Annotated in this window: 22 protein-coding genes and 1 riboswitch; of the genes, 14 read left to right on the top strand and 8 right to left on the bottom strand. The window is 65.2% G+C overall.

Translation table 11 applies throughout. The annotated features are described in order from the left end of the window. Nucleotides 1-123: 123 nt before the first annotated feature. The 6 genes from A0J57_RS05325 (at nucleotide 124) to A0J57_RS05300 (ending at nucleotide 8,328) form a co-directional block, all read left to right on the top strand. Nucleotides 124-1,239, top strand: coding sequence for an ABC transporter substrate-binding protein (locus A0J57_RS05325; RefSeq protein WP_061937405.1), 1,116 nt, complete (start codon nucleotides 124-126; stop codon nucleotides 1,237-1,239). Between the two features lie 12 nt (nucleotides 1,240-1,251). Beyond that, nucleotides 1,252-1,995 carry a class II aldolase/adducin family protein gene (locus tag A0J57_RS05320; protein ID WP_061937323.1) on the top strand — a complete coding sequence of 248 codons (744 nt, stop codon included), beginning with the start codon at nucleotides 1,252-1,254 and terminating at the stop codon, nucleotides 1,993-1,995. A gap of 201 nt (nucleotides 1,996-2,196) precedes the next feature. Beyond that, nucleotides 2,197-3,555, top strand: coding sequence for an LLM class flavin-dependent oxidoreductase (locus tag A0J57_RS05315; protein ID WP_061937326.1), 1,359 nt, complete (start codon nucleotides 2,197-2,199; stop codon nucleotides 3,553-3,555). A gap of 59 nt (nucleotides 3,556-3,614) precedes the next feature. Further along, a complete protein-coding gene (locus A0J57_RS05310) occupies nucleotides 3,615-4,673 on the top strand; it encodes an ABC transporter substrate-binding protein (protein WP_025547746.1) in 1,059 nt (352 codons plus the stop codon). An 8-nt stretch (nucleotides 4,674-4,681) separates the two neighbouring features. After that, nucleotides 4,682-6,463 (top strand): ABC transporter ATP-binding protein, encoded by a 1,782-nt coding sequence (locus A0J57_RS05305; protein ID WP_061937329.1) that lies wholly within the window; start codon nucleotides 4,682-4,684, stop codon nucleotides 6,461-6,463. A 5-nt stretch (nucleotides 6,464-6,468) separates the two neighbouring features. Further along, complete coding sequence (locus tag A0J57_RS05300) at nucleotides 6,469-8,328, top strand: ABC transporter ATP-binding protein (RefSeq protein ID WP_061937332.1); 1,860 nt, start codon at nucleotides 6,469-6,471, stop codon at nucleotides 8,326-8,328. Nucleotides 8,329-8,335: 7 nt separating this feature from the next. Here the strand turns inward: A0J57_RS05300 and A0J57_RS05295 are convergent, their stop codons facing one another. From A0J57_RS05295 to A0J57_RS05280, 4 genes are read right to left on the bottom strand one after another with little or no spacing between them, the layout of a single operon-like run. Beyond that, entirely contained in the window at nucleotides 8,336-8,539 is a 204-nt protein-coding gene (locus tag A0J57_RS05295; protein WP_025547750.1) for a hypothetical protein, read from the bottom strand. Further along, nucleotides 8,526-9,335: an SDR family oxidoreductase gene (locus tag A0J57_RS05290; protein ID WP_061937335.1), complete on the bottom strand. Its 810-nt coding sequence runs from the start codon at nucleotides 9,333-9,335 to the stop codon at nucleotides 8,526-8,528. The genes A0J57_RS05295 and A0J57_RS05290 overlap by 14 nt, the downstream gene beginning before the upstream one ends. Nucleotides 9,336-9,347: 12 nt before the next feature. Next, nucleotides 9,348-10,541: a zinc-dependent alcohol dehydrogenase gene (locus A0J57_RS05285; protein ID WP_061937338.1), complete on the bottom strand. Its 1,194-nt coding sequence runs from the start codon at nucleotides 10,539-10,541 to the stop codon at nucleotides 9,348-9,350. After that, a complete protein-coding gene (locus tag A0J57_RS05280) occupies nucleotides 10,541-11,110 on the bottom strand; it encodes an SRPBCC family protein (RefSeq protein WP_061937341.1) in 570 nt (189 codons plus the stop codon). The genes A0J57_RS05285 and A0J57_RS05280 overlap by 1 nt, the downstream gene beginning before the upstream one ends. A 179-nt stretch (nucleotides 11,111-11,289) precedes the next feature. On the opposite strand from A0J57_RS05280, the gene A0J57_RS05275 reads away from it, so the two are divergent. From A0J57_RS05275 to A0J57_RS05255, 6 genes are all read left to right on the top strand, one after another. Continuing rightward, a complete protein-coding gene (locus A0J57_RS05275) occupies nucleotides 11,290-11,838 on the top strand; it encodes a hemerythrin domain-containing protein (RefSeq protein WP_061937344.1) in 549 nt (182 codons plus the stop codon). A gap of 28 nt (nucleotides 11,839-11,866) precedes the next feature. After that, the gene (locus A0J57_RS05270) at nucleotides 11,867-12,154 is read left to right on the top strand and encodes a hypothetical protein (protein WP_061937348.1); all 288 of its coding nucleotides are present in this window, start codon (nucleotides 11,867-11,869) and stop codon (nucleotides 12,152-12,154) included. Between the two features lie 110 nt (nucleotides 12,155-12,264). Then, nucleotides 12,265-12,777, top strand: coding sequence for a hemerythrin domain-containing protein (locus tag A0J57_RS05265; protein WP_061937351.1), 513 nt, complete (start codon nucleotides 12,265-12,267; stop codon nucleotides 12,775-12,777). Nucleotides 12,778-12,944: 167 nt separating this feature from the next. Next, the gene (locus A0J57_RS26515) at nucleotides 12,945-13,109 is read left to right on the top strand and encodes a hypothetical protein (protein WP_165363302.1); all 165 of its coding nucleotides are present in this window, start codon (nucleotides 12,945-12,947) and stop codon (nucleotides 13,107-13,109) included. A 123-nt stretch (nucleotides 13,110-13,232) separates the two neighbouring features. Continuing rightward, the gene (htpG, locus tag A0J57_RS05260; protein WP_061937354.1) at nucleotides 13,233-15,128 is read left to right on the top strand and encodes a molecular chaperone HtpG; all 1,896 of its coding nucleotides are present in this window, start codon (nucleotides 13,233-13,235) and stop codon (nucleotides 15,126-15,128) included. 128 nt (nucleotides 15,129-15,256) lie between these two features. Next, entirely contained in the window at nucleotides 15,257-16,495 is a 1,239-nt protein-coding gene (locus tag A0J57_RS05255) for an NAD(P)/FAD-dependent oxidoreductase (protein WP_061937357.1), read from the top strand. 15 nt (nucleotides 16,496-16,510) lie between these two features. On the opposite strand, the gene A0J57_RS05250 is transcribed toward A0J57_RS05255, so the two are convergent. After that, a complete protein-coding gene (locus tag A0J57_RS05250) occupies nucleotides 16,511-17,014 on the bottom strand; it encodes a 2'-5' RNA ligase family protein (protein WP_061937360.1) in 504 nt (167 codons plus the stop codon). A 107-nt stretch (nucleotides 17,015-17,121) separates the two neighbouring features. Between A0J57_RS05250 and A0J57_RS05245 the strand changes: the two genes are divergently transcribed. Beyond that, nucleotides 17,122-17,541 (top strand): hypothetical protein, encoded by a 420-nt coding sequence (locus A0J57_RS05245; protein ID WP_061937408.1) that lies wholly within the window; start codon nucleotides 17,122-17,124, stop codon nucleotides 17,539-17,541. A gap of 297 nt (nucleotides 17,542-17,838) precedes the next feature. On the opposite strand, the gene metA is transcribed toward A0J57_RS05245, so the two are convergent. From metA to A0J57_RS05230, 3 genes are all read right to left on the bottom strand, one after another. Continuing rightward, nucleotides 17,839-18,765 carry a homoserine O-succinyltransferase gene (gene metA, locus A0J57_RS05240; RefSeq protein WP_062017043.1) on the bottom strand — a complete coding sequence of 309 codons (927 nt, stop codon included), beginning with the start codon at nucleotides 18,763-18,765 and terminating at the stop codon, nucleotides 17,839-17,841. A gap of 43 nt (nucleotides 18,766-18,808) precedes the next feature. Beyond that, nucleotides 18,809-18,915: riboswitch (SAM-I-IV-variant riboswitch) on the bottom strand. Between the two features lie 136 nt (nucleotides 18,916-19,051). Then, nucleotides 19,052-20,020: a diacylglycerol kinase family protein gene (locus tag A0J57_RS05235; protein WP_025549744.1), complete on the bottom strand. Its 969-nt coding sequence runs from the start codon at nucleotides 20,018-20,020 to the stop codon at nucleotides 19,052-19,054. Nucleotides 20,021-20,029: 9 nt separating this feature from the next. Continuing rightward, nucleotides 20,030-20,524, bottom strand: coding sequence for a DUF2141 domain-containing protein (locus A0J57_RS05230; protein ID WP_025549743.1), 495 nt, complete (start codon nucleotides 20,522-20,524; stop codon nucleotides 20,030-20,032). Between the two features lie 130 nt (nucleotides 20,525-20,654). Between A0J57_RS05230 and lptF the strand changes: the two genes are divergently transcribed. Next, nucleotides 20,655-21,875 (top strand): LPS export ABC transporter permease LptF, encoded by a 1,221-nt coding sequence (gene lptF / locus A0J57_RS05225; RefSeq protein WP_044660030.1) that lies wholly within the window; start codon nucleotides 20,655-20,657, stop codon nucleotides 21,873-21,875. Nucleotides 21,876-21,877: the final 2 nt, after the last annotated feature.

The following is a 21,877-nucleotide window of genomic DNA, read 5'->3' as shown; positions in this document are numbered from 1 at the left end:
GACTGTTCAATATGCCGCACCCATGCCCGCGTCCCTTTCCGAAATCCCGCATAATTCCGCCATTTTACCGGTTGGCACACGTCTTGCGATTTTCTCCGGGCAACAACCGGAGACTTGCCAGCCGTGCCGACCCTATCCGACAGCGCCCCCATAAAGGCCAAGCAGCCCGATGAGATCTGGTTCACCCGCTGCCCCGTTCCGACTGCCACCGGCATCGCCTACAAGCTGGGCTGGCTGACCGAGAGCTTCGAGGGCGACGGCATTGCGCTGCGCACCTTGCAGGAGTCGGGATCGGAACTCGGCCGCCATCATTATGACCACCGCCTGCCCACGCTGATCCGCGAGGGCGGCAACATGCTGGCCATCGCCGCCCGCGCCCAGGGCGAGCCGACGAAGCTGATCGGCCTCACCTGGATCGAGGAGAGCCAGCTCATCCTGGCGCGGCCGGATTCCGGCATCCGCTCCGCCGCCGATCTCAAGGGCAAGCGGCTGGCCCTGCCCGGCTGGAGCCACAACGACATCCCCAGCCATGTGCGCGGCACCAGCATCGCGCGCGGCATGTCGCTCGCGGGCTATAAGGGCGCCCTGGCGTCGGCGGGGCTGAGCTTCGACGATGTAGAACTGATCGAGACGCCCGACCGGCTGCGCAATATCGGCGGCAGCGGGCGCGACCTGCAACCACGCGGGTCGGGCCAGCGCAGCGGCGTAGGCCGCCTCTGGCCGATCGAGGCGCTGGTCGAGGGCAAGGTCGACGCCATCTATGTGAAGGGCGCCGCCGCGCTGGATCAGGCGCGGGAGAACGGCCTGGTCGTCGCCATCGATCTCGACGCCCTGCCCGACCCGCGCTTTCGCGTGAACAACGGCACGCCGCGCCCGATCACGGTCCATCAGAGCCTGATCGACGATCATTTCGACCTGCTGGTCCGCTTCCTGGCCGTCACCCTGCGCGCAGCCGATTGGGTCGCGGAGCAGCCCGACCGGCTGCGCGACATCCTCGAATATGAAACGGAGGGCAGCGCGCAGGCCGTCGACCGGGCCTATGCCCGGCTGCACGAAGGGCTGCACCCGACATTGGACGACGAACGGCTCGCCCTGTTCGACCTTCAGAAGAAGTTCCTGTTCACCCACGGCTTCCTCGATGCGGATTTCGCCCTGTCCGACTGGGTCGATCCCCGGCCGCTGGAGGCCGCCCGCGCCCTCAACGCCCAGCGTCCCCAACCTGTCGCCATTCCAGCCTGAAAGGAAATAAGCATGTCTGACACCAACGGACTTTCAAGGGAAACGATCGGCTTCGTGCTGCAGACGGAGAAGGACGCCCGCCGCGCCTTCCGCGTCCTGCGCGAGACCCATACCATCTCGGCCAGCGGCACCCTGTTCTTCGCGGTCCGCATCCCCGGCGAAGACAAGATCATCACGCTGAACTATGCCGGTCTTTGGGAGGACGATCCCGACCAGGCCGTGACCAGCGTCATCGGCTTCGACGGCGCGCTCCATTGGGGCAACGCGCCGGGCGGGGCGGCGCGCTACCTCAAGATCTTCAAGAAATATCCGGACTTCCAGGCGATCAGCCACGTCCACACGCCGCATCTGGGCGCCTATTCGCAGGCGCATTCGGAACTGCCGCTGCTGTACGTGCCCAACCGCCGCTTCCGCTTCACCGCGCAGCTTCCGGTCTATATCAACCGCCGCCAGCCTGAACCCGACTTCATCCTGGAGGCGATCGAGCAGGATCGCGAAGTCCCCGGCATCGTGGAAGCCAATGGCGGCGCGACCATCTGGAGCTGGAAGGGTCTGCGCGACCTCACCAACACCATCGTGCTGCTGGAGGAAGGCGCGCAGTTCCAGATATTGGGGCAGGCGCTCGGCGGGTCAAAGCCCTTCGGCCCCGGCGTGCTGGAGCAGCAGTGGAAGATGGGCAAGCTGGTGCCGCCCGACGCCCGCGTCGATGATGACGGCACGATCCATCTGCCTGAAACCGCGCAAGCCGCCGAATGATGTTTGAAGTCCGGCGCCGTTGCTGACGCATTTGCGCGGTTAATCGGACCAGACCCCTCCCGTTCGGCTGAGCCTGTCGAAGGGCCCTCCTTCTCCTGAAGAAGTAAGGGGCTTCGGCAAGCGCAGCCCGAACGGAGGTGGGATTGGTTCCGGTCAACCGCGCCATGCTCCAGCAGCGGCGTCGCTTTCCGGAGCGATCCCATGTCCCAGAAGAAGCGCCAGCTTGCGCTCGCCGTTTTCCTGACCCGCCACGGCCATCATCCCGGCGCCTGGCGCCAACCGGGCACCGCCGACACCGGCAAGCCCGATTTCCGCTATTGGGCCGGCCTCGTCCGCACCGCCGAGCGCGGCAAGCTGGACGCCGCCTTCTTCGCGGATTTCGTGGGGCAGAGCGGCGACAGCACCAAGGGGATCGCCCGGCGGCACGCTTTCCTCGATTTCGAACCGCTGACCGCAACGGCGGCGCTGGCCAGCATCACCAGCCATATCGGGCTGGTGGCGACGGTGAACACCAATTTCGAACAGCCCTATGCGCTGGCGCGGCGCTTCGCCTCGCTCGACCATATCAGCGGCGGGCGGATCGGCTGGAACATCGTGTCCTCGCTGGCGGACGGCGCGGCGAAGAGCTTCGGCATCGACCAGCCCGCCAGCCACGCCGAACGCTATGCCCGCGCCCATGACTTCGTGGAGTTGGCCAAAGCGTTGTGGAACAGTTGGGAAGATGACGCCTTCGAGGGCGCGGACAAGGACAGCGGCATCTACCTCAATGCCGACGCCGTGCACCCGGTCCATTATCGCGGGCCTTATTACGGCATCGACAGCGTGCTCGACATGCCGCGCCCGATCCAGGGCTATCCGGTCTTCGCGCAGGCCGGCAATTCGGAGGTCGGCCGCGATTTCGCCGCCCGCCATGCCGAGATGATCTATGCCGCCGCCCAGTTCATCGAGGATGCGCAGGCCTTCTACAAGGATGTGAAGGCGCGGGTCGCGGGCTATGGGCGCGATCCCGACACGCTGAAAGTGATGCCGGGCCTGTCCTTCACCATCGGCTCCAGTCTTCAGGAGGCGCAGGACAAGTTCGGCGCGCTGGAGGAGAAGGTCGATTTTTCCGGCGACCTCAATCTGATGGGCCATGATGTCAGCGCCTATCCGCTCGACGGCCCGCTGCCCGACCTGCCGGAACCGGAGAATGGCAAGGGCCGCTGGCGGCAGCTCACCGCGCTGGCGCGGCGCGAGAATCTCACCATCCGCCAGCTTTTCCTGCGCTTCAACGCGGTGCGCGGGCATCGGGTGGTGCTGGGCACGCCGGTCGACATTGCCGACCAGATACAGGACTGGTTCGAGCGCGACGCCGCAGACGGTTTCAACCTGATCCCGCCGCTGTTGCCAAGTTCGCTGGAGGATTTCGTGGACCTTGTGGTACCGGAACTCCAGCGGCGCGGGCTGTTCCGGACGGAATATGAGGGCACGACGCTGCGCGAGCATCTGAACCTGCCGCGTCCGGAGAATCCGAATGAGCGGCACGCTCCCGCCGAAGCCGTTCTGGAGTCCGCCGCTTAGAACTGTCCTGCTCCTGCCGGCGCAGGAGCATATCCTACCAACATCGAAAGGATTGCCGAATGAGCAACACACTCGACACGCTCTGGTACACGCGCTGCCCGGTGCCGACCGGCCTTGGCATCGCCATCCAGCAGGGCTGGCTGGAGGAAGCCTTCCGCGCGCAGGGCACCAGCCTGTCCTCGCTGCTCGAATCCAGCGATTTTTCCAAGCGGGAGTCGCATTTCTCGCACACCGTCCAGAACAGCGTGCGCCATGGCGGCAATATCCCGGCGATCAGCGCGAAGGCGCGGGGCCGCGACACGCGGGTCATCGGCCTGTCCTGGGCGGACGAGACGCAGTTGATCCTGGCCAGCCCGGAATCCGGCATCGAGACGGTGCGCGACCTGAAAGGCCGCCGCTTCGGCCTGCCCAACTGGAAGAATGTCGAGATCGACTTCACCCGCGCCCAGGCCATTCGCGGCCTTGAAAATGCCTTGCGGCTGGAGGGACTGGAAGTCTCCGACGTCGAGATCGTCGATCAGGACATCGAGACTCATTATAGCGACGGACAGGCGCAGACGGTCGGCGGCACGCTTGCCTGGAACGGGCGCAGCACCAGCCGGGCGCGGGCGAATAATCTCGAACTCATCGCCCTGCTGCGCGGCGAGGTCGACGCGATCTTCCTGAAAGGCGCGAGCGGCGCCCAGATCGCGCATCAATTCGGGCTCAAGACGGTGATCGACACCGGCATCCATCCCGATCCGCTGGTGCGCTCCAACAACGGCACGCCGCGCACGCTGGCGGTGGACGGGCATCTGATCGACCATCATTTCGACGCCGCCGTCACCATCGTCGAGCAGGTGCTGCGCGCCGAACGTTGGGCGCAGTCGCATCCTTCCGACGTCCGCCGTTATCTCGCCCGCGAAACCAACAGCAGCGAATATTGGGTCAGCATCGCCTATGGCGAGGACGCGCAGACGAAGCTGAAGACCGATCTTGCCGAACAGTCGGTCACGGCAATCCAGGACTTCACCAACTTCCTGCACCGCTGGAACTTCATTCCGCAAAGCTTCGACGTGCGCGACTGGATCGACGCCCGTCCGCTGGAAGCAGCGCAGTCGCTCGCGCTCGCAAGCTGAACGGAACCATGGGGGAGAGAGGATTTCCGCAAGGCAGCCCGTTGCTGCGCTGCCTTGCCATCTATGGCGAGATGCCGGGCCGGTTCGCGCTGACGGCGGTGCTGCTGGCCGCCGTCAACGTCGCGCTGGTCGGCCAGCAGGTGATGGTCGGCCATGCCGTGCAGGAAGCGCAGCATGGCAGGCTGGTCGCTGCCGGTCCGGACGGGGTGCTGCATTATGACCGCGCCTGGTTCTGGGTCGCGCTGCTGATCGGCCTCTCGCTGGCGCGGGCGGCGGTGCAATATGGCGCGGGCCTCCTCTCCCTCTCCATCGGCCAGCGGCTGCTGACCATCCTGCGCGGGCGGATATTGACGCAGATACAGCGCCTCGACCTTGCCTATCACTGGCGCCATGGCGTGGGCGAGATGGTGACGCGCATGACCCGCGACGCCGACAAGGTGCGCGACGCGCTGATCAATTTCTGGCGGCAGATATTCGAAACCGGGCTGATCGTCGCCATCTCGCTTGGCCTGCTGGCGCTCTATTCGCCCTGGCTCGCTCTGGGTCCGCTGGTCCTGCTGGCGATCGGCATCGGCCTGCTCTGGTCGGAAGCCGACACGCTGGTGGCGCTCGACCGGCGGATCGGGGATGCCTATGACGCGGTGACGCAGGACCTGTCGGAAGGCGTCAACGGCGTCCGCGTCATCAAGGCCTTTTCGCTGGGCGAAGCGCGGGCCGAGCGCTTCCGCCGCCATGTCGACCTGTTCCGGGTGGAGGCGCGGGCGGCGATCCGCCACGCCTGCCGCCGCATTCCCCTGCCCCAGACGATCATCGCCCTGTCCCATGCCTGGGTGCTGGGCCTGGGCGCCTGGATGGTGGCGCATGGCGCGCTTGGCCTGGGCGCGCTGGTGGCGGCGATGCTGGTCGTCAACACGCTGGTCCTGCGGATCGAGAGCATCGGCCGCCTGTTGCAAGTGATCGCGGACGCCCGCGCTTCGGCGGCGCGCATCTGGGAAGTGCTGGATGCGGAGCCGGTCATCAATTCGGGCAGTGCGCCGCTGCCCGAAGGCCCGATCGGTTTCCGCCTCTCGCATGTCGCCGCCTCGCCCTTGGGCGATGGGGCGACCGTGCTGCGCGACCTCAGCCTTGCCGTGCGGCCGGGCGAGGTGGTGGCGCTGGTCGGCGCGACCGGATCGGGCAAGAGCATTCTCACCGCCCTGCTCCCCCGGCTGGTGGAGGTGGACGAGGGCCGCGTCGAACTGGGGTCGGCGGAAGCCGGCTGGCGGGACGTGCGGACGAGCGACTTGCATGCGCTGCGCCGCCGCGTCCATGTGCTGCCGCAGGAAAGCTTCCTCTTTTCCGACACGCTGGCCGCCAATCTGCGCCTCTGCGCGCCCGACGCGACCGATGACGAACTGCGCGCGGCGCTGGACAAGGCGGCGGCGGGCGAATTGCTGGCCCGCCTTGAGGACGGGCTGGAAACGCGGGTGGGCGACCGGGGCGCGACCCTTTCGGGCGGCCAGCGCCAGCGTGTGTGCCTGGCCCGCGCATTGCTGGCGGACGCGGACATATTGGTCCTGGACGACGCCACCAGCGCCCTCGACGCGCAGACCGAAAGGCGGGCCATCGACAATATCCGCAAGCTCCGCGCCGAACGCCCGGTCACCCTGCTGATCGTCGCCAGCCGCCTGTCGACCGCGCTCGCCGCCGACCGGGTGGCGGTGCTGAGCGGCGGCCGGATCGTCGCGGAGGGCACGCATGAGCAATTGTCGCAGGACAGCGCGGCCTATCGCGACCTGATGGGACTGTAAGACAGATGAACGCATTCAGAGGCGACAGCGCCCTGTCCGACATCGAGCTGGAGGAGAAATTCTCCCAGCGCAGCCTGAACCAGAGCGTGGTCGAACGGCTGATCCCGCTGCTCGCGCCGATCTGGCGACCCATCGCGGCCGTCATCGGCATAGAGATGGTGCAGGTGCTGGCGATCTTCGCCCGGCCGCTGCTGATCGGCCTCGTCATCGACCAGGGGCTGCGCCATGCCGAGACCAAGGCCGGAGGCGGCGTCGACGCGCCGCTGATCGCCTGGGCCTGCGCCGGGCTGGCGGCAAGCTGGGCCGTGCGTTTCGCGCTGGGCGGCCTGTCGCAATATTGCGCCGGGATCGCGGCGATCCGCCTGCTCAACGACCTGCGCACCCGCGTCTTCGCCCATGTCCAGACGCTGAGCGTCGGCTATTTCGACCGCACCAAGGCGGGCCGCATCATCGCCCGCGCAGACCGCGACGTCGACACGCTGGAACCGCTGCTGATCCAGGGACCGCCGGAATTCCTCTCCGCCCTGTTGCGGCTGTGCCTGTCGGGCTTCCTGCTGTGGCTGATCGCGCCGGTGCTGCTCGCGGGGCTGGTGGCGGTGGTGCCTGTCCTGATCGCCGCCACCTTCCTCTTCAAGCGCGTGGCGCAGCGCAGTTGGGCCAAGGTGGCCGAAAACCGCAGCCGCTTCACCGCCCATCTGGTCGAGACCGTGGCTGCCGTCCGTCTGATCAAGCAATCGGGCCGCGAGCAGGAAAATCTGGCCAAATATCAAAGGCTGCTGGAGGACTTCAATTCCTCCCTGATCTACGGCTCCGTCCGCTCGGGCTGGTTCGCGCCCTTTACCGGCCTGCTCACCACGGCGGGTCTGGCGCTGACGCTGGTCGTTGGCGGACGCGGCATCGCGCTCGGCACGCTCACACTGGGCGAACTGACGCAAAGCCTGTTCTACGTTTTCCTCTTCCTTGCGCCCCTGCAGGAATTCAGCGACCTTTTCGAACGTTTCGCCAACGGCATCGCCTGCGCCCAGCGCGTCTTCCTGCTGCTCGATACGCAACCCGACATCGTGGACCGGACCGATGCCGCCGTCCTCGACGCGGTGGAAGGCCGGATCGAGTTCCGCAATGTCCGTTTCGGCTATCGTCCCGGCCAGCCTGTCATTCGCGACCTCAGCCTGGATATAGAAGCGGGCGAGCTATTGGCGATCGTCGGTCCGACCGGCCATGGCAAAAGCACGCTGGTCCAGTTACTGACCCGTTTCTACGATGTGGACGAAGGGTCGATCCTCCTGGACGGGCAGGATATTCGCGCCGTTTCCGAACGCAGCCTGCGCCGCCATATCGGCGTCGTGCTTCAGGACAATGTCCTTTTCGGCGGAACGGTGCTGGAAAATCTCCGTCTCGCGAGGCCCGAGGCCAGCGACGAAGAACTGATCGCGGCATCGAAACGCATAGGCGCGGATGAAGTGCTCGATGCTTTGCCCCACGGCTATGCGACCCATGTCGGTCCGCTCGGCAGCCAGCTCAGTCAGGGACAGCGGCAACTGGTTTGCCTTGTACGCGCCTATCTCGCCGATCCATCAGTGCTGATCCTGGATGAGGCGACCTCCGCCATCGACGTCAGCACCGAAAGGCGCATCCAGCGGGCCTTGCGGGTGCTGTGCGAGGGGCGAACCTCCATCGTCATCGCCCATCGCCTGGAAACCATCCGGTCTGCCCACCGCATCGCCGTCATCGAAAATGGCGGGGTGCGGGAAATCGGATCGCACCGCTCGCTGCTGGAAAGCGGCGGACGTTACGCCGCCATCTATCGGGCGCATGAGGAAACAGCGGTCTTGATGGAGCAGCCAATGGCGGCTGCCCTGCCCTGATGCACGATCAGGGCGTGGAATCGCGCCTGTCCTTTTCCGGATAATCCTCCGGCTTCACCTGCCCGACCACCGGACGATCCTCTACCCGTTCCTGATCCTGCCCACCGGTCGTCCGGGGGTCTTCCTCTTCGCGCCCGGGCAGGGCGTCGCCCAGCGGTCCCTTGGGCGTCCGCGCCTTTTCGGGCGCATGATCGCGGTCATTCCGATCCATCGCTCGCCTCCACTTTTTCGGCAGTGCCCGGCTCGGCCATCTTGCGATGCCGCTCCGCCAGTACGCCCGCCGGCGTGACATGCGCGGCGGCGGCCTGCAGCTTGTTCTTCCAGCCGGACACGATATGCGCCTTCCCGTCCATCAGCGCGTCCCAGCCGTCCCTGGCGACCTTGGCCGGATCGTCCTTCTCGTCCGCGCCGACCTTGGTGTCCAGCATCTCGGCGCGGTCGAAGAACTCGGTCTCCGTCGGGCCGGGCATCAGGTTGGTGATGGTGACGCCATCGGCATCCTTGATCTCGTTCCGGACCGCATCGGCGAAACTGTCGATGAAGGCCTTTGTGCCATTATAGACCGCCTGGAAGGAGCCGGGCATGAAACCGGCGATCGATCCGGTGACCAGCACCTTGCCCGCATTCCGGGCGACCATCGGCCGCAATATCTGCTGGAGCAGGTAAACGGTGCCCGTGATGTTGGTGTCGATCACCCGGCGCCAGTCGGCCACGTCCTGCTCCAGAAAGGCATGGCCCAAACCCCGCCCCGCATTGGCGCAAAGCAGGTCGACCCGCCGCCCGCCGGTACAGGTGATCAGGCGGTCCACCCCTTCCATGGTGGAAAGGTCGGACTCCACCGCCTGCACGTCGACGCCATGACGCCGAAAGTCGTCCGCCGCCGCATGGATCAGCGGTTCGTCGGCCACCACCAGCAGATCATAGCCGTCCTGCGCGGCGAGATGCGCAAGTTCGAAGCCGATGCCGGTCGACGCACCGGTCACGATCGCGAATTTCTGCGAAGCCATATGCTTCTCCTTTCAGGCGTCCCGGGCGGGCTGCATGCCCGGCTTCAGGACGATCTTGGTCACTTCGTTCTGCCTGTCGTGGAACATGCGATAGCCCTCCGCCGCCTGCTCCAGCGGCAGGCGGTGGCTGATCAGGAAGGTCGTATCGATCTTGTCCTCCATGATCGCGTTCAGCAGGCCCGGCATATAATGCTGCACATGGGTCTGGCCGGTCTTCAGCGTCAGCCCCTTCTCCATGAAGGCGCCCAGCGGAAATTTGTCGACGAAGCCGCCATAGACCGCCGGCATGGAAACCCGCCCGCCCTTGCGGCAGGCGAGGATCGCCTGCCGGATCGAATGGGCGCGGTCGGTTCCCATGAAGGTCGCCACCTTGATCTGGTCCCAGACATTGTCCGCGAAGAAGCCATGCGCCTCCAGCCCGACGGCATCGATGCAGGCGTCGGGGCCGATGCCGCCGGTCATCTCCATCAGCGCTTCATAGGTCTTGCTTTCCTCATAATTGATCGTCTCCGCGCCGAAGCGGCGGGCGAGTTCCAGCCGGTGGGGGAAATGGTCGATGGCGATCACCCGCTCCGCCCCCATGAGGAAGGCGGACTGCACCGCGAACAGGCCGACGGGGCCGCAGCCCCAGACGGCGACGGTGTCACCCGGCTCGATCTGCGCATTTTCGGCGGCCATCCAGCCGGTCGGCAAGATGTCGGACAGGAACAGCACCTTGTCGTCGTCCACCCCATCCGGGACGACGATGGGACCCACATCGGAAAAGGGGACGCGAACATATTCCGCCTGTCCCCCCGCATAGCCGCCCGTCATGTGGCTGTATCCGAACAGGCCCGCCATCGGCTGTCCGTAGATCGCCTGGGCGATGTCCTGATTGTCGGCGGGCAGGCCGTTGTCGCAGGCCGAATATTGATGCTTGCCGCAATGGAAGCAGCTTCCGCAGGAGATGGTGAAGGGCACGACCACCCGCTGCCCCTTCTTCAGCATCGAACCCGGCCCTGTCTCCACCACTTCGCCCATGAACTCGTGGCCCAATATGTCCCCCGCCTTCATCGTCGGGATATAGCCGTCATAGAGATGCAGGTCCGATCCGCAGATCGCGGTGGAAGTGATGCGGATGATCGCGTCGCGGGGATTGACGATTTCGGGATCGTCCACGGTTTCGACCCGGACGTCATGCTTGCCATGCCATGTGAGCGCGCGCATCAGGTGCCTTCCTCTTCATATTCACGGCGGTTGCGCGCGCTGGTCGCGATCTCGCCGGTTTCCATCAGTTGCTTGAAGCGCCGCAGGTCGCGGCGCGCCTGGATGGCCGGTTCGCGCTGGAACATCCTGGCGATGGCCTTGCCGATGAAGCCGCCGGGCGGATCATAGAGGATCGTCGCCGTCACCCAGCATCCCCGGCCGCCCGGCGCGTCGCGAAAATCCACGCGGCCGCTATTGGGCACGTCCGCGCCCTCCTCGGAAGCCCAGGCGATGGTTTCGCCCGGGCGATCTTCCGTAATGGCGGATACCCATTCGACGGTGCTTCCGGCGGGCGCCTTCACCACCCAGCGGGAACGGCGATCGTCCAGAGGTTCGACAGCGACGACATTTTCCAGAAACAGCGGAAGATTGCCGACGTCGCGCCAGAAGGCATATAGCTCCTCCCGCGGCCGGTCGATCGTCACCGTCTTGCCGATCAGATCGTCGCCCTTCGCTTCCACCAGGCTGTCGGCGGCCTGCGCCGCCGCATCATCCTGTTTCGCCGTGGTGAGCGGTGCGTCATCACTCATGCTGACCCTCCTTGAAAGGTCAGACAGCAACCAGTTCATCCGCTCCGCCGTTCCGCCCGACCCCAGCCGAAAAGCGGCAAAACGCCGGTTTGCTAACATGGGTAAGTCCTGCCGCAAGCCGGGGAACAGGGGCTGACGGCCCCTCGTTGTCACGGGCAGGAGACCCGGAGGAGAAGATCATGAAGCAGGCGCATTTCAGAAGCGGCGGGACATTGATCGGGGCCGGCATCGGCGCCAGCCTGGCGCTGCTCGGCATGGTCGGACGAAAGCTGGCGGTTCAGGCTCCGACAGCGCTGGCCGGCGATTGGGACCGGGCGCTGGCGGCGGAACATGCCATGACGCTCATGCTGTTCGACAAGCTGGGCGAGACACAGCCGAGCGGCAAGCGCAGGATGCTGTTGATGCAGCTCAAGCATGCGCTCGGCAAGCATGCGCTGGAGGAGGAGAACGCCGTCTATCCCGCCATGCGCGCGGCGGGCCTTAAGGAAGAGGCCGACGCGCTGAACGGCGACCATGGCTATGTGAAGCAATATCTCTACGACCTGAGCGATCTGGTACAGGATGATGCGGGGTTCCGGAGCAAGCTGGCGGCGTTCCGCGCCGACATCCAGGACCATATGCGCAAGGAGGAGGATGAGCTTTTCCCCCGGCTGAAACAGGCGCTCGATCCGCAAGCCGTGAGCCGCCTGACCCGGCGGATGAACCAGGAGGGGCTGAAACTGGCCTGAGGAAACTGGCCTGAAAAAGGAGAACATCATGGACGAGCCCCGAAAGACGCGCTCCCTGCCCACCGAACATACGCGCAATCCGAACATCTCTACGGAGAACCAGCCCGAAGGCGCAGCCCGCCGGCCCAGCGACACGTTGGACCGGGAGCCGGATCGCGATCCCCTGAGCGGCGGCGCCATCCCATCCAATTACGACCCGCGCACCATGACGCGGCGGGGCGAGGAAGAGGACAGCCGCGCCGGGCGGGAGGACGCCGGCGCGAAAAGCCGGCGGGAGGAAGGCAGCGGATCACCGGCCGAAAAACGTTCCGACTGACCCTTTTCGCGATCCGGACGGGCAGATTCCGCTCTTGCGAACGGTTCGCTTGGAACCGACGCATGGTTGGCGACTTCCACCGGAAGCAACGCCCACGGAGGAGGAAGACCATGGCCAATCAGCAGTTCACCGACGCGATCGCCCTTCTGAAAGCCGACCACCGCAAGGTGGAGGATCTGTTCGAGCAGTTCGAAAAGGCCGGATCGCCCGCGCGCAAGAAGACGCTGGCGCGGCAGATCTGCCTGGAACTCAAGATCCACACGCTGATCGAGGAGGAAATCTTCTACCCCGCCTTCCGCGGCAAGATAGAGGACGATACGCTGGACGAGGCCTATGTCGAGCATGACGGAGCCAAGCTGCTCGTCAACGACATAGAGGAAGGCGATCCTTCCGACGATTTCTTCGACGCCAAGGTCAAGGTGCTGTCCGAAGAGATCAAGCATCATGTGCATGAGGAGGAAATGCGTGGCGAGGGCATGTTCGCCCAATGCCGGAAGACCGATGTGGACCTGATCCGGCTCCGCGACGCGATGCTGGCGCGCAAGGAAGAATTGTTGAAGGAGGCGGGGAATGGCGGCCTTCCGCCGGCCAGGCCGCGCGTCATCCAACTGGTGCCGGCCTGACGGCTGCGGACCGCCGGCCGAAGCCTCCCCCCTTCGGCCGGCCTGTTTCCGGCAGCGGCTGTCCATGGCGCAGGCCAGCTTCGAAAGGCCGATTCCGACTAACCTGAGTGATGGGCGGCCCCGCCCGCTCCAGCTATGATCGCCTGGCAACGACAAGGAGAGAGCCCGTGTCCCGCCATGATGATGCGTCCTATTTCGAAGCCCGGGCCCGGGAAGAAATCCGCAAGGCGAGCGAAGCCAAGCAGCGCGGCGACAAGGGCGTGATGATCGCCGTCCATGCCGAACTGGCCGTGCGGTACCAGGCCAAGGCCCTGCAATTGCAACGCCACTGATCCATTTCCCCGATCCTGCTTTCCCCTCATATAGGGGAAGGCAGGGCGGCAGGCCTTGAAAGCTGTCCCCTGTCCCGCCATCTGGCGGTTCGGATTCCACTGGGGAGAGATTTCGATACTGCCATGACCACCACGACCGGCACCGCACCCGAAACCCGTTCCTTCGAGGCCGACGTCGCCCGCCTGCTGCACATGATGGTGCACTCGGTCTATTCGGACAAGGACGTCTTCCTGCGCGAGCTGATCTCGAACGCGGCCGACGCCTGCGAAAAGCTGCGCTACGAACTGCTGAGCGATCCCGCGCTTGCCGGGGACGACGGCCAGCCGCGCATCACCGTCACGCTCGATCCCGAAGCGCGGCAGCTCATCGTCGAGGATAATGGCATCGGCATGAGCGAGGTGGAGCTGGCCGAAGCGCTCGGCACCATCGCCCGATCCGGCACGCGCGCCTTCATGGAGCGCGTCGCGGCGGTCAGGGAAGGCGCCAAGGAAGGGGAAGGCGCGCAACTGATCGGGCAGTTCGGCGTCGGCTTCTATTCCGCCTTCATGGTCGCGGACAGGGTGGATGTCTTTTCCCGCCGCGCCGGGGCCGATGTCGCCGCGCATTGGGCGTCGGACGGCCTCGGCAGCTACACCATCCAGCTTGTCGACATCGCTGACGCGCCCGCTCGCGGCACCCGCATCGTCCTCCATCTGAAGGAAGACGCCGCCAGCTATACCGAGCCATTCACCACCCAGCGCATCGTCACCGCGCAGTCGGGCCATGTCCCCGTCCCCATCTTCCTCAAGGAAAAGCCGGATGCGGAGGAAAAGCAGATCGCGGACGGCGCGGCGCTCTGGACCCGCCCCAGGTCCGACATCACGGCGGAGGAATATGCCGACTTCTACCGCAGCACCGCCGGACAGTTCGATGAGCCCGCGCTGACGCTCCATTATCGCGCGGAGGGGCTGCACGAATATTCGGTTCTCGCCTTTCTCCCCTCCATGCGCCCCTTCGACCTGTTCGATCCGGACCGCGCCGGGCGGATGAAGCTCTATGTCCGCCGGGTCTTCATCACCGACGAGGCGCAGATATTGCCGCGCTACCTGCGCTTCGTGCGCGGGCTGGTCGACAGCAACGACCTGCCGCTCAACGTCTCGCGCGAGATGATCCAGGAAAGCCCGGTCCTCGCCGCGGTCCAGAAGGGCGTCGCGAACCGCATCCTTTCCGAACTGGACAAGCTGGCCCAGAAGGATGGTGAAGCCTATCTCAAATTCTGGGACAATTTCGGCGCGGTGCTGAAGGAAGGGCTGTACGAGGATTTCGCCCGGCGGGAGGCGCTGCTCGGCCTCGCCCGTTTCAAAAGCACGGCGTCGGGGGAAGGCTGGCGCTCGCTCAAGGACTATGTCGAGGCGATCAAGGACAATCAGACCGCGATCTACTATGCCACCGGCGCCGATCTCGACCGGCTCGCCTCCTCTCCCCAGCTCGAAGGCTTCCGCGCCCGCGGGATCGAGGTGCTGCTGCTCACCGACCAGGTCGACAGCTTCTGGGTCACGGCCGGCGTCGACTATCAGGGCAAGCCGTTCAAGTCGGTGACGCAGGGCCTGGCCGACCTCAGCCTGATCCCGCTGGCGGAGGGCGAAGCGCCCGCCGCAGAGGCATCGGCGGAGGTGGACGGCTTCATCGCCTATGCCAGGGACGTGCTGGGCGAGGCGGTCTCCGACGTCCGCGCATCGGAACGGCTGACGGAAAGCGCCGTCTGCCTGGTCGCGCCGGACAATGCGATGGACCGCCAGCTTGAAAAGCTGCTGGCGGGGGCCGGACGGATCGACAATGCGGCCAGGCCGGTGCTGGAGATCAATCCCCGCCATGACCTCATCGTCAAACTCGGCACGCTGCCCGACGGCAGCGATCTGCGCGCGGACGCCGCATGGCTGCTGCTTGACGAGGCGCGGATCGCGGATGGCGAATTGCCGGCCGACCCGCGCGCCTTTTCCGCCCGCCTCGCCCGCATGATCGGCGGCGCGATCGAATAGGATGACGGGTGGCCGGGACCGCGCCCGGCCACCCCATATCGGGGCGGCATCGAACGACAATCCGCTTGCCAGCCCCGCGAAAGCGCGCCAAGCACGCGGCAACAGGAAAATGAGGGGATAGCGCGTCGATGAGCTATTATGACGTTCTGATCGTAGGTGCCGGCCATGCCGGGGCGCAGGCGGGCATTTCGCTGCGCCAGCTCGGCTTCGAAGGGTCCATCGCGATGATAGGCGATGAAAAGGACCCGCCCTATGAGCGTCCGCCCCTCTCCAAGGAATATTTCGCCGGCGACAAGAGCTTCGACCGCATCCTGATCCGCCCGGCCAGCTTCTGGGAAGAACGCAAGATCGACATGCTGCTCGGCCTGCGCGTGAAGGCTGTCGATCCGGCGGGCAAGTTCGTGACCGCGGGCGACCGCGAAATCGGTTATGGCAAGCTGATCTGGTGCACCGGCGGCTCCCCGCGCATGCTGACCTGCAACGGGGCCGACGCGCCCAATGTCCATGCCGTGCGCCGCCGCGACGATGTCGACGCGATGATGGCGAAGCTCGACCGGATCGATCATGTGACCGTGATCGGCGGCGGCTATATCGGGCTGGAAGCGGCGGCCGTGCTCAGCAAGTTCGGCAAGAAGGTGGTGCTGCTCGAAGCACTGGACCGCGTGCTGGCTCGCGTGGCGGGAGAGGAATTGTCGCGCTTCTACGAGGCGGAGCATCGCGCCCATGGCGTCGACCTGCGCACCGGGGCGCGGATGGACTGCATCGAAGTCACCGACGCAGAGGATGCTCCTCGGGCGACCGCCGTGCTGATGGAGGATGGCGAGCGGATCGAAACCGACATGGTGATCGTCGGCATCGGCATCGTCCCCGAAACGGGCCCGCTGATCGCGGCGGGCGCGGTCGGGGGGAATGGGGTGGACGTGGACGAATATTGCCGCACCAGCCTGCCCGACATCTATGCGGTGGGCGATTGCGCCGCCCATGCCAACGGCTTTGCACGCGGCGCGCAAATCCGGCTCGAATCGGTTCAGAACGCCAATGATCAGGCGAAGACGGCGGTCAGCCACATCATGGGCAAGGAAGAACCCTATCACGCCGTGCCCTGGTTCTGGTCGAACCAATATGATCTGAAGCTCCAGACCGTGGGCCTGTCGATCGGGCACGACCAGACGATCCTGCGCGGCGATCCGGCGACCCGCAGCTTCTCCGTCCTGTATCTGAAGGGCGGCAAGCTGATAGCGCTCGACTGCGTCAATGCGGTCAAGGATTATGTGCAGGGCCGCGCCCATGTCATTTCGGGCGCGGTGCTGGACCAGGCGCAGCTTGCCGATGCCAACGTGCCGCTCAAGGAAGTCGGCCTCGCCTGACCGGAAGGATGAAGGTCAGCCCCGAAAGCTGGCCTTCATCGCCAATTCCCAGGGTCCGCCGCGATAATGCCAGGCAGCAAGGCCGACGATGGCAAGCGGCCTTGGGTGGAAGCCCCGCCGCAATTCGGTGGCCAGCGCCTTTGCCTCAGCCGGTTCGGCCTTGTTCTGCACCGTGACGTGGAAGCGCGGCCGCCCCCGATCCTGCGACGACAACAATCCTGCGAAGGCTTCCGCCAGTTCCTCCCGCATCGCCATCAGCTCCGGACTTTCCACCTTATAGGCGACCCCCCGCCCCAGCAGCATGACCTCCGCCAGCCTCGCGCCCGGCGGCGGACCCGCGCAGAGCCGCTTCAGCCGCAGCGCCACTTCCGCCAGGGCGGAGGGCGGCAGATGATGGAACAGCGTGATATGCGCCGGCACCAGATTGCGCTCCGCCGGGAAATGCGCGCGGCGCAAACCGTCCGCCCAGGCGAAATCCGCCGCGCCCATCAAAGCCGTCACGACGATCGGCGCCGCCAAGGACTCACCCGCCAAAATCCGGCATCTCCTTTCGCAAAATCCCGTCAGCCGCTATGATCCATCCCGGCGGTCCCGACAGGGAGACCGCCGATATAGGGGGAACCGCCATGACAGCGCCAAGATCCTTTCGAGCCATTGGAATCCTGTTGCTGCTCTGGAACCTGATGGGGGTAGCCGCCTTCATCATGCAATATGGCGCGGACCTCGGGCAACTGGCGAAGACCGATCCCTATAGCGCCAGGATCTTCGCCTCCATGCCCGGCTGGGCCTGGGCCGCTTATGCGGTCGCGGTCGGCGCGGGCACGCTGGGCGCGATCCTGCTGCTGCTCCGCAAAGCCGCCGCCGCGCCCTTGTTCCTGCTCTCGATCCTCGCCGTGGTCGTGCAGTTCGCCTACAGCTTCATCCACACCGACCTGCTGGCGGTGAAGGGCCCCACGGCCGCGATCTTTCCGGCCATAATCCTGATCATCGCCCTCTTCCAATGGCGCTATGCCCGCAACCTGATTGAAAAGGACGTTCTCCGCTAGGGTGTATGGGGATTCAGCCCATGGCGGGCTGCAAATGGCGGCTTTCTGCGCTTCCAGTGCTCACGTACTTTGAGTACGCTCCGCGCCGGTTCTCGAAATCCACCATTTTCGCTCCACCCTGAACTGAATCCCCACACACCCTAGAGTAGCGTGCAGAAAAGCCTGTCCTGAACCTACGGAAACTTGGAGAGCGGGGCCCGCGCCCGATGCAACGCAGCGCGCTCTCGCATGTGGAGCGTTCAGCGTGCTCGCGGTATCGGTCTGCCCTCTCCGGGCTCCATTCGCGCGAAGAGCGCCTTAAGCCGCCGACAACACCGGCGTCTGCCCGACAGCATTCAGATCGAAGGGCACGGTCTGGTACATTTCGTCGATCCAGTTGCCGAACAGCAGATGCGCGTGGCTGCGCCAGTGATTTTGCGGCGCCTGCGTGGGATCGTCGTCAGGGAAATAATGGGCGGGCAACTGCCTTGCCCCATCGCGCGCATATTCCTCCGCCAGCGTCATCGTGTCATATTCGAGATGGTTGAACATGTGCAGGAAGCCGCGCCCCGGATCGCCGATCAGGCAAAGCCCCGATTCGTCGCTCTCGGCCAATATCTGCAATCCCCGCCCCTCCGGAATATCCTCCCGCCGCACCTCCGACCAGCGCGACACGGGAACGCGGAAATCGTCCGAAAAACCCCGCATCCAGGGCGATGACGGCACATGAACATGATGACGGAACACACCGAACGCCTTCCGCTCCAGCCCATGTTTCTCCACGCCATGGAAGTGATGCAGCGCCGCCTGCGCCGCCCAGCAGATGCTGAGCGAGCGATGCACATGGGTCTGCGTCCAGTCGAATATGGCGCGCAATTCGTCCCAATAGCTCACCGCTTCGAAAGGGAGCTGCTCCACGGGCGCTCCGGTGATGATGAAGCCGTCGAACCGCTCGTCCCGGACGTCGCTCCATGGGCGGTAGAAGGATGCCATATGGTCGGCGGAGGTGTTGCGCGACACATGGTCGCTGATCCGCACCAGCGTCAGTTCGACCTGCAACGGCGTCGCGCCGAGCAGCCGGACAAGCTGCGTCTCCGTGCTGATCTTGTCGGGCATGAGGTTGAGCAGCGCGATGCGAAGCGGGCGAATGTCCTGCCGGACGGCGTCGGCTTCACGCATGACGACCACGCCCTCGGCCTCCAATGTGCGGCGGGCGGGCAGGTCGTCGGCTATCTTGATCGGCACTTCACGTCATTCCTTGTTCCGGAGCGACGCTTCATGATGTGGCTTGGGTCCGCTTGGTTGCCGGATCGGCCACATCCTCCTTCACGGAGTGCCACCTTGCCCGGATCGGCAGGTTGGCGTTGGGCGTCGTCCCAACTCTTGATGCTGTGCGCTCAATAGGCGGACGACAGGCGTTTGGCAATCGCTGCTTTCGGGAAGAAAAGGAAAACTTTGAGGCGCGCCCTTCAATTTCGGCGTGAAATCCTTCCCAACGCGCCATGATGCTCAACCAGCCTTCATGCCGCTTCTAGGCCGCCAATCTCAAGAAAGGCACCGGCTCTGTCGAGCGCAGGACGATGGGCTTGCCTTCCGACGCCTCGAACAGTTCGCCGTCCAGAATGACGCTGCTATGGTCGCCCTCGATGCGGATGACATCGCCCTGTTCCAGATGGATGCCCTGCATCTGCGATTTGCCGACCCGTCTGGTGATGCTTGCCCAGAACAGGCGCAGCAGGGCGGACAGGCTCTGGTCCACCGCCATCAGCTTCATATTGCCGCGCCGGCTGTCCCCCGGCTGCACGCCAAGCAGCAATCGTTCCAATGTCGTCACGATCAGCACGGCGAAACGCCCCGCCAATTGCCCGTCGCGGATCAGGGAAATCCGCACCGGGCGGCTGGATTGCGGCAGGAATCGGGCACGGATGCCGAAGATCAGCGACACCAGCACCGCGATCACGGTCAGGAAATGGCTGAGGCCGTTGGACAGGCCCAGCGGATAGATCTGGTTGCGGCAATAGAGCATGTAGTCGGCCAGCCCCGCTCCGCCCAGGAACATGCCCAGCACCGGCCGGCTTTCCGCCTGCCCGTCCGACAGGGCGATCAGCTCGCGCGCCACCACATGGTCGTCGACGCCCGCCTTGGCGATCTGCACGATCCGCTCCAGCGCCTTGATCGGATCGCCATGGATGCCGAGGTCCAGCGCGATCAGATTGGTCTTGCCGTTGGGCAGCACCGCGATGGGCGGCACGCGGCCCTTGAAATGCTCGCCCTGATACAGTTCCGTCAACGCCGCCTGCACCGTGCCGTCCCCGCCGTTGATGACGATGACGACGGGATCGACGCGGGCGATGGTCTGTAGCGCCCGGCCGATCTGGTCGACATGCTCCACCTCATAATGGAAGATGTCTGGATTGCTGGCGCAATAGCTGCGCACGCGCGGAAGCGTCTGCCGGTTGCCCGTGGATTTGGGGTTGGACAAAAGGGCGACGCGGACCATGGTCGGGGATCACATATATTTGAGGTTGATGGTGATCTTCGTCACGCCCGGCCCTGCATAGAAGGCGGCCTTTTCGACCCCCGGCTTGCCCAGGTTGAAGATGCTGATCGACGGATTGTTCGAAAATCCGCCGCCGTCCCGCGAAATGTCCGTCTTGCCGTTGCCGTCGCGGTCGTGGCGCACGGCGATGCCATATTTGCCGGGTTGCGGCACAGGCATGCAGAAACGCATTGCGCCGTTGCTGGCCTTCACCGGAACGTCGATACGGCCCAGCCATTCGCCCTTGGCGAGCCAGGCCGCCTTCGTCGCGGGATAGGATTGCACGCGCACCTTGCCGGTCGAGGCAGCGAAGCCGCGCACGTCGACCAGAACCGCCGGGCCCTTGGCGTCCGTGGAGCAGCGTTCCAGGTCGTTGCCGATCTCCATACCATGGGCGATGGCCGGGGCGGCGGCGAACAATGCCCCTACCGACATCAGACCCACTGCAACTTTGAACATGACCATCCAACTCCGTGAAGCTATAGCCGCCCAGTGACACCGGACGGCGAGCCCCTGTTCGCCCCGCAACTTACCTGACTCGCATATGGGGGGGGTTTGCGGCCAAATCATGGTGATGGGACGACCACATAGAGAAATGCTGACCGCCACCGACAGATACCTCGCCCGCCTGATCGCCCTGCCCATGCTGGGGACGCTGGTGATCTCGGCCATGCTGCTGGTGCTCGACAAGATGCTGAGCCTGTTCGACTTCGTCGCGGCGGAGGGCGGGCCGGTCAGCGTCGTGTGGCGGATGCTGGCGAACATGATGCCCGAATATCTGTCGCTGGGCATTCCCATCGGCCTGATGCTGGGCATCCTGCTCGCCTTCCGGAAGCTGGCCCTGTCGTCGGAACTGGACGTGATGCGGGCCGTCGGCCTGTCCTATGGCCGGCTGCTGCGCGTGCCCTATCTGTTTGCGATCGCGCTGGCGCTGCTGAATTTCGGCATTGTCGGCTTCGTCCAGCCGCTGTCCCGCCATGCCTATGAGGCGCTGCGCTTCGAACTGCGGTCGGGCGCGCTGGGGGCGTCGATCAAGGTGGGCGAATTCACCAATCTGGGCAAGCGCATGACCCTGCGGATCGAACGCAGCCTGGACGAGGGCCGCAACCTGCAAGGGATTTTCGTGCGCGCCGTCGGCAAGGACGGCCAAACCGTGGCGGTGACGGCGGCGCAGGGCAGTTTCCTCGCCACCGACGATCCCGACACCATCATCTTCCGCCTGCGCGATGGCGTGCTGGTGAACGACGCGCCCAAATACAAGTCGCCGCGAATCCTGTCCTTCTCCAGCCACGACCTGCCCATCGACCTGCCGCAGATCGAGAAATTCCGCGGCCGCGACGTCGACCGGGAAAAGACCATCCCCGAACTGGTGGTGATCGGCCATGATCCGGGGACGCCCGACAAGCTGCGCAACGAGATCCGCGCCAATTTCCATTTCCGCATGGTGGAGGTGGCGATGATGCTGCTGCTGCCGCTGGCCGCGCTCGCCTTCGCGATTCCGCCGAAACGGTCCACATCGGCGCTCGGCGTGTTCCTCTCCATCGTGTTCATCGTGACCTATCACAAGGTCAACGAATATGGTCAGGGCGTGGGATCGCTGGGCAGGATCGACCCGATCATCGCGCTGTGGGGACCGTTCCTGCTGTTCGCGGGCCTGATCCTGTGGATGTACCATGTGATCGCGCACCGGCCCGGCGGCCAGCCGATCGCCGCGCTGGAATATGCCTTCGCCAAGATCGCCAAGCAGTTCCTGCGGCTTATCGGCCTCGTCCGGCGGCGGCCAAGGGCGGAAACCCCGGCGGAAGGAGCCGCCTGACC

This window comes from Sphingobium sp. 22B, assembly GCF_001580035.1.
Taxonomy (GTDB): domain Bacteria; phylum Pseudomonadota; class Alphaproteobacteria; order Sphingomonadales; family Sphingomonadaceae; genus Sphingobium; species Sphingobium fuliginis.
The sequence above is the reverse complement of the archived record's forward strand: the minus strand, read 5'-3'. Positions and strand labels throughout refer to the sequence as shown.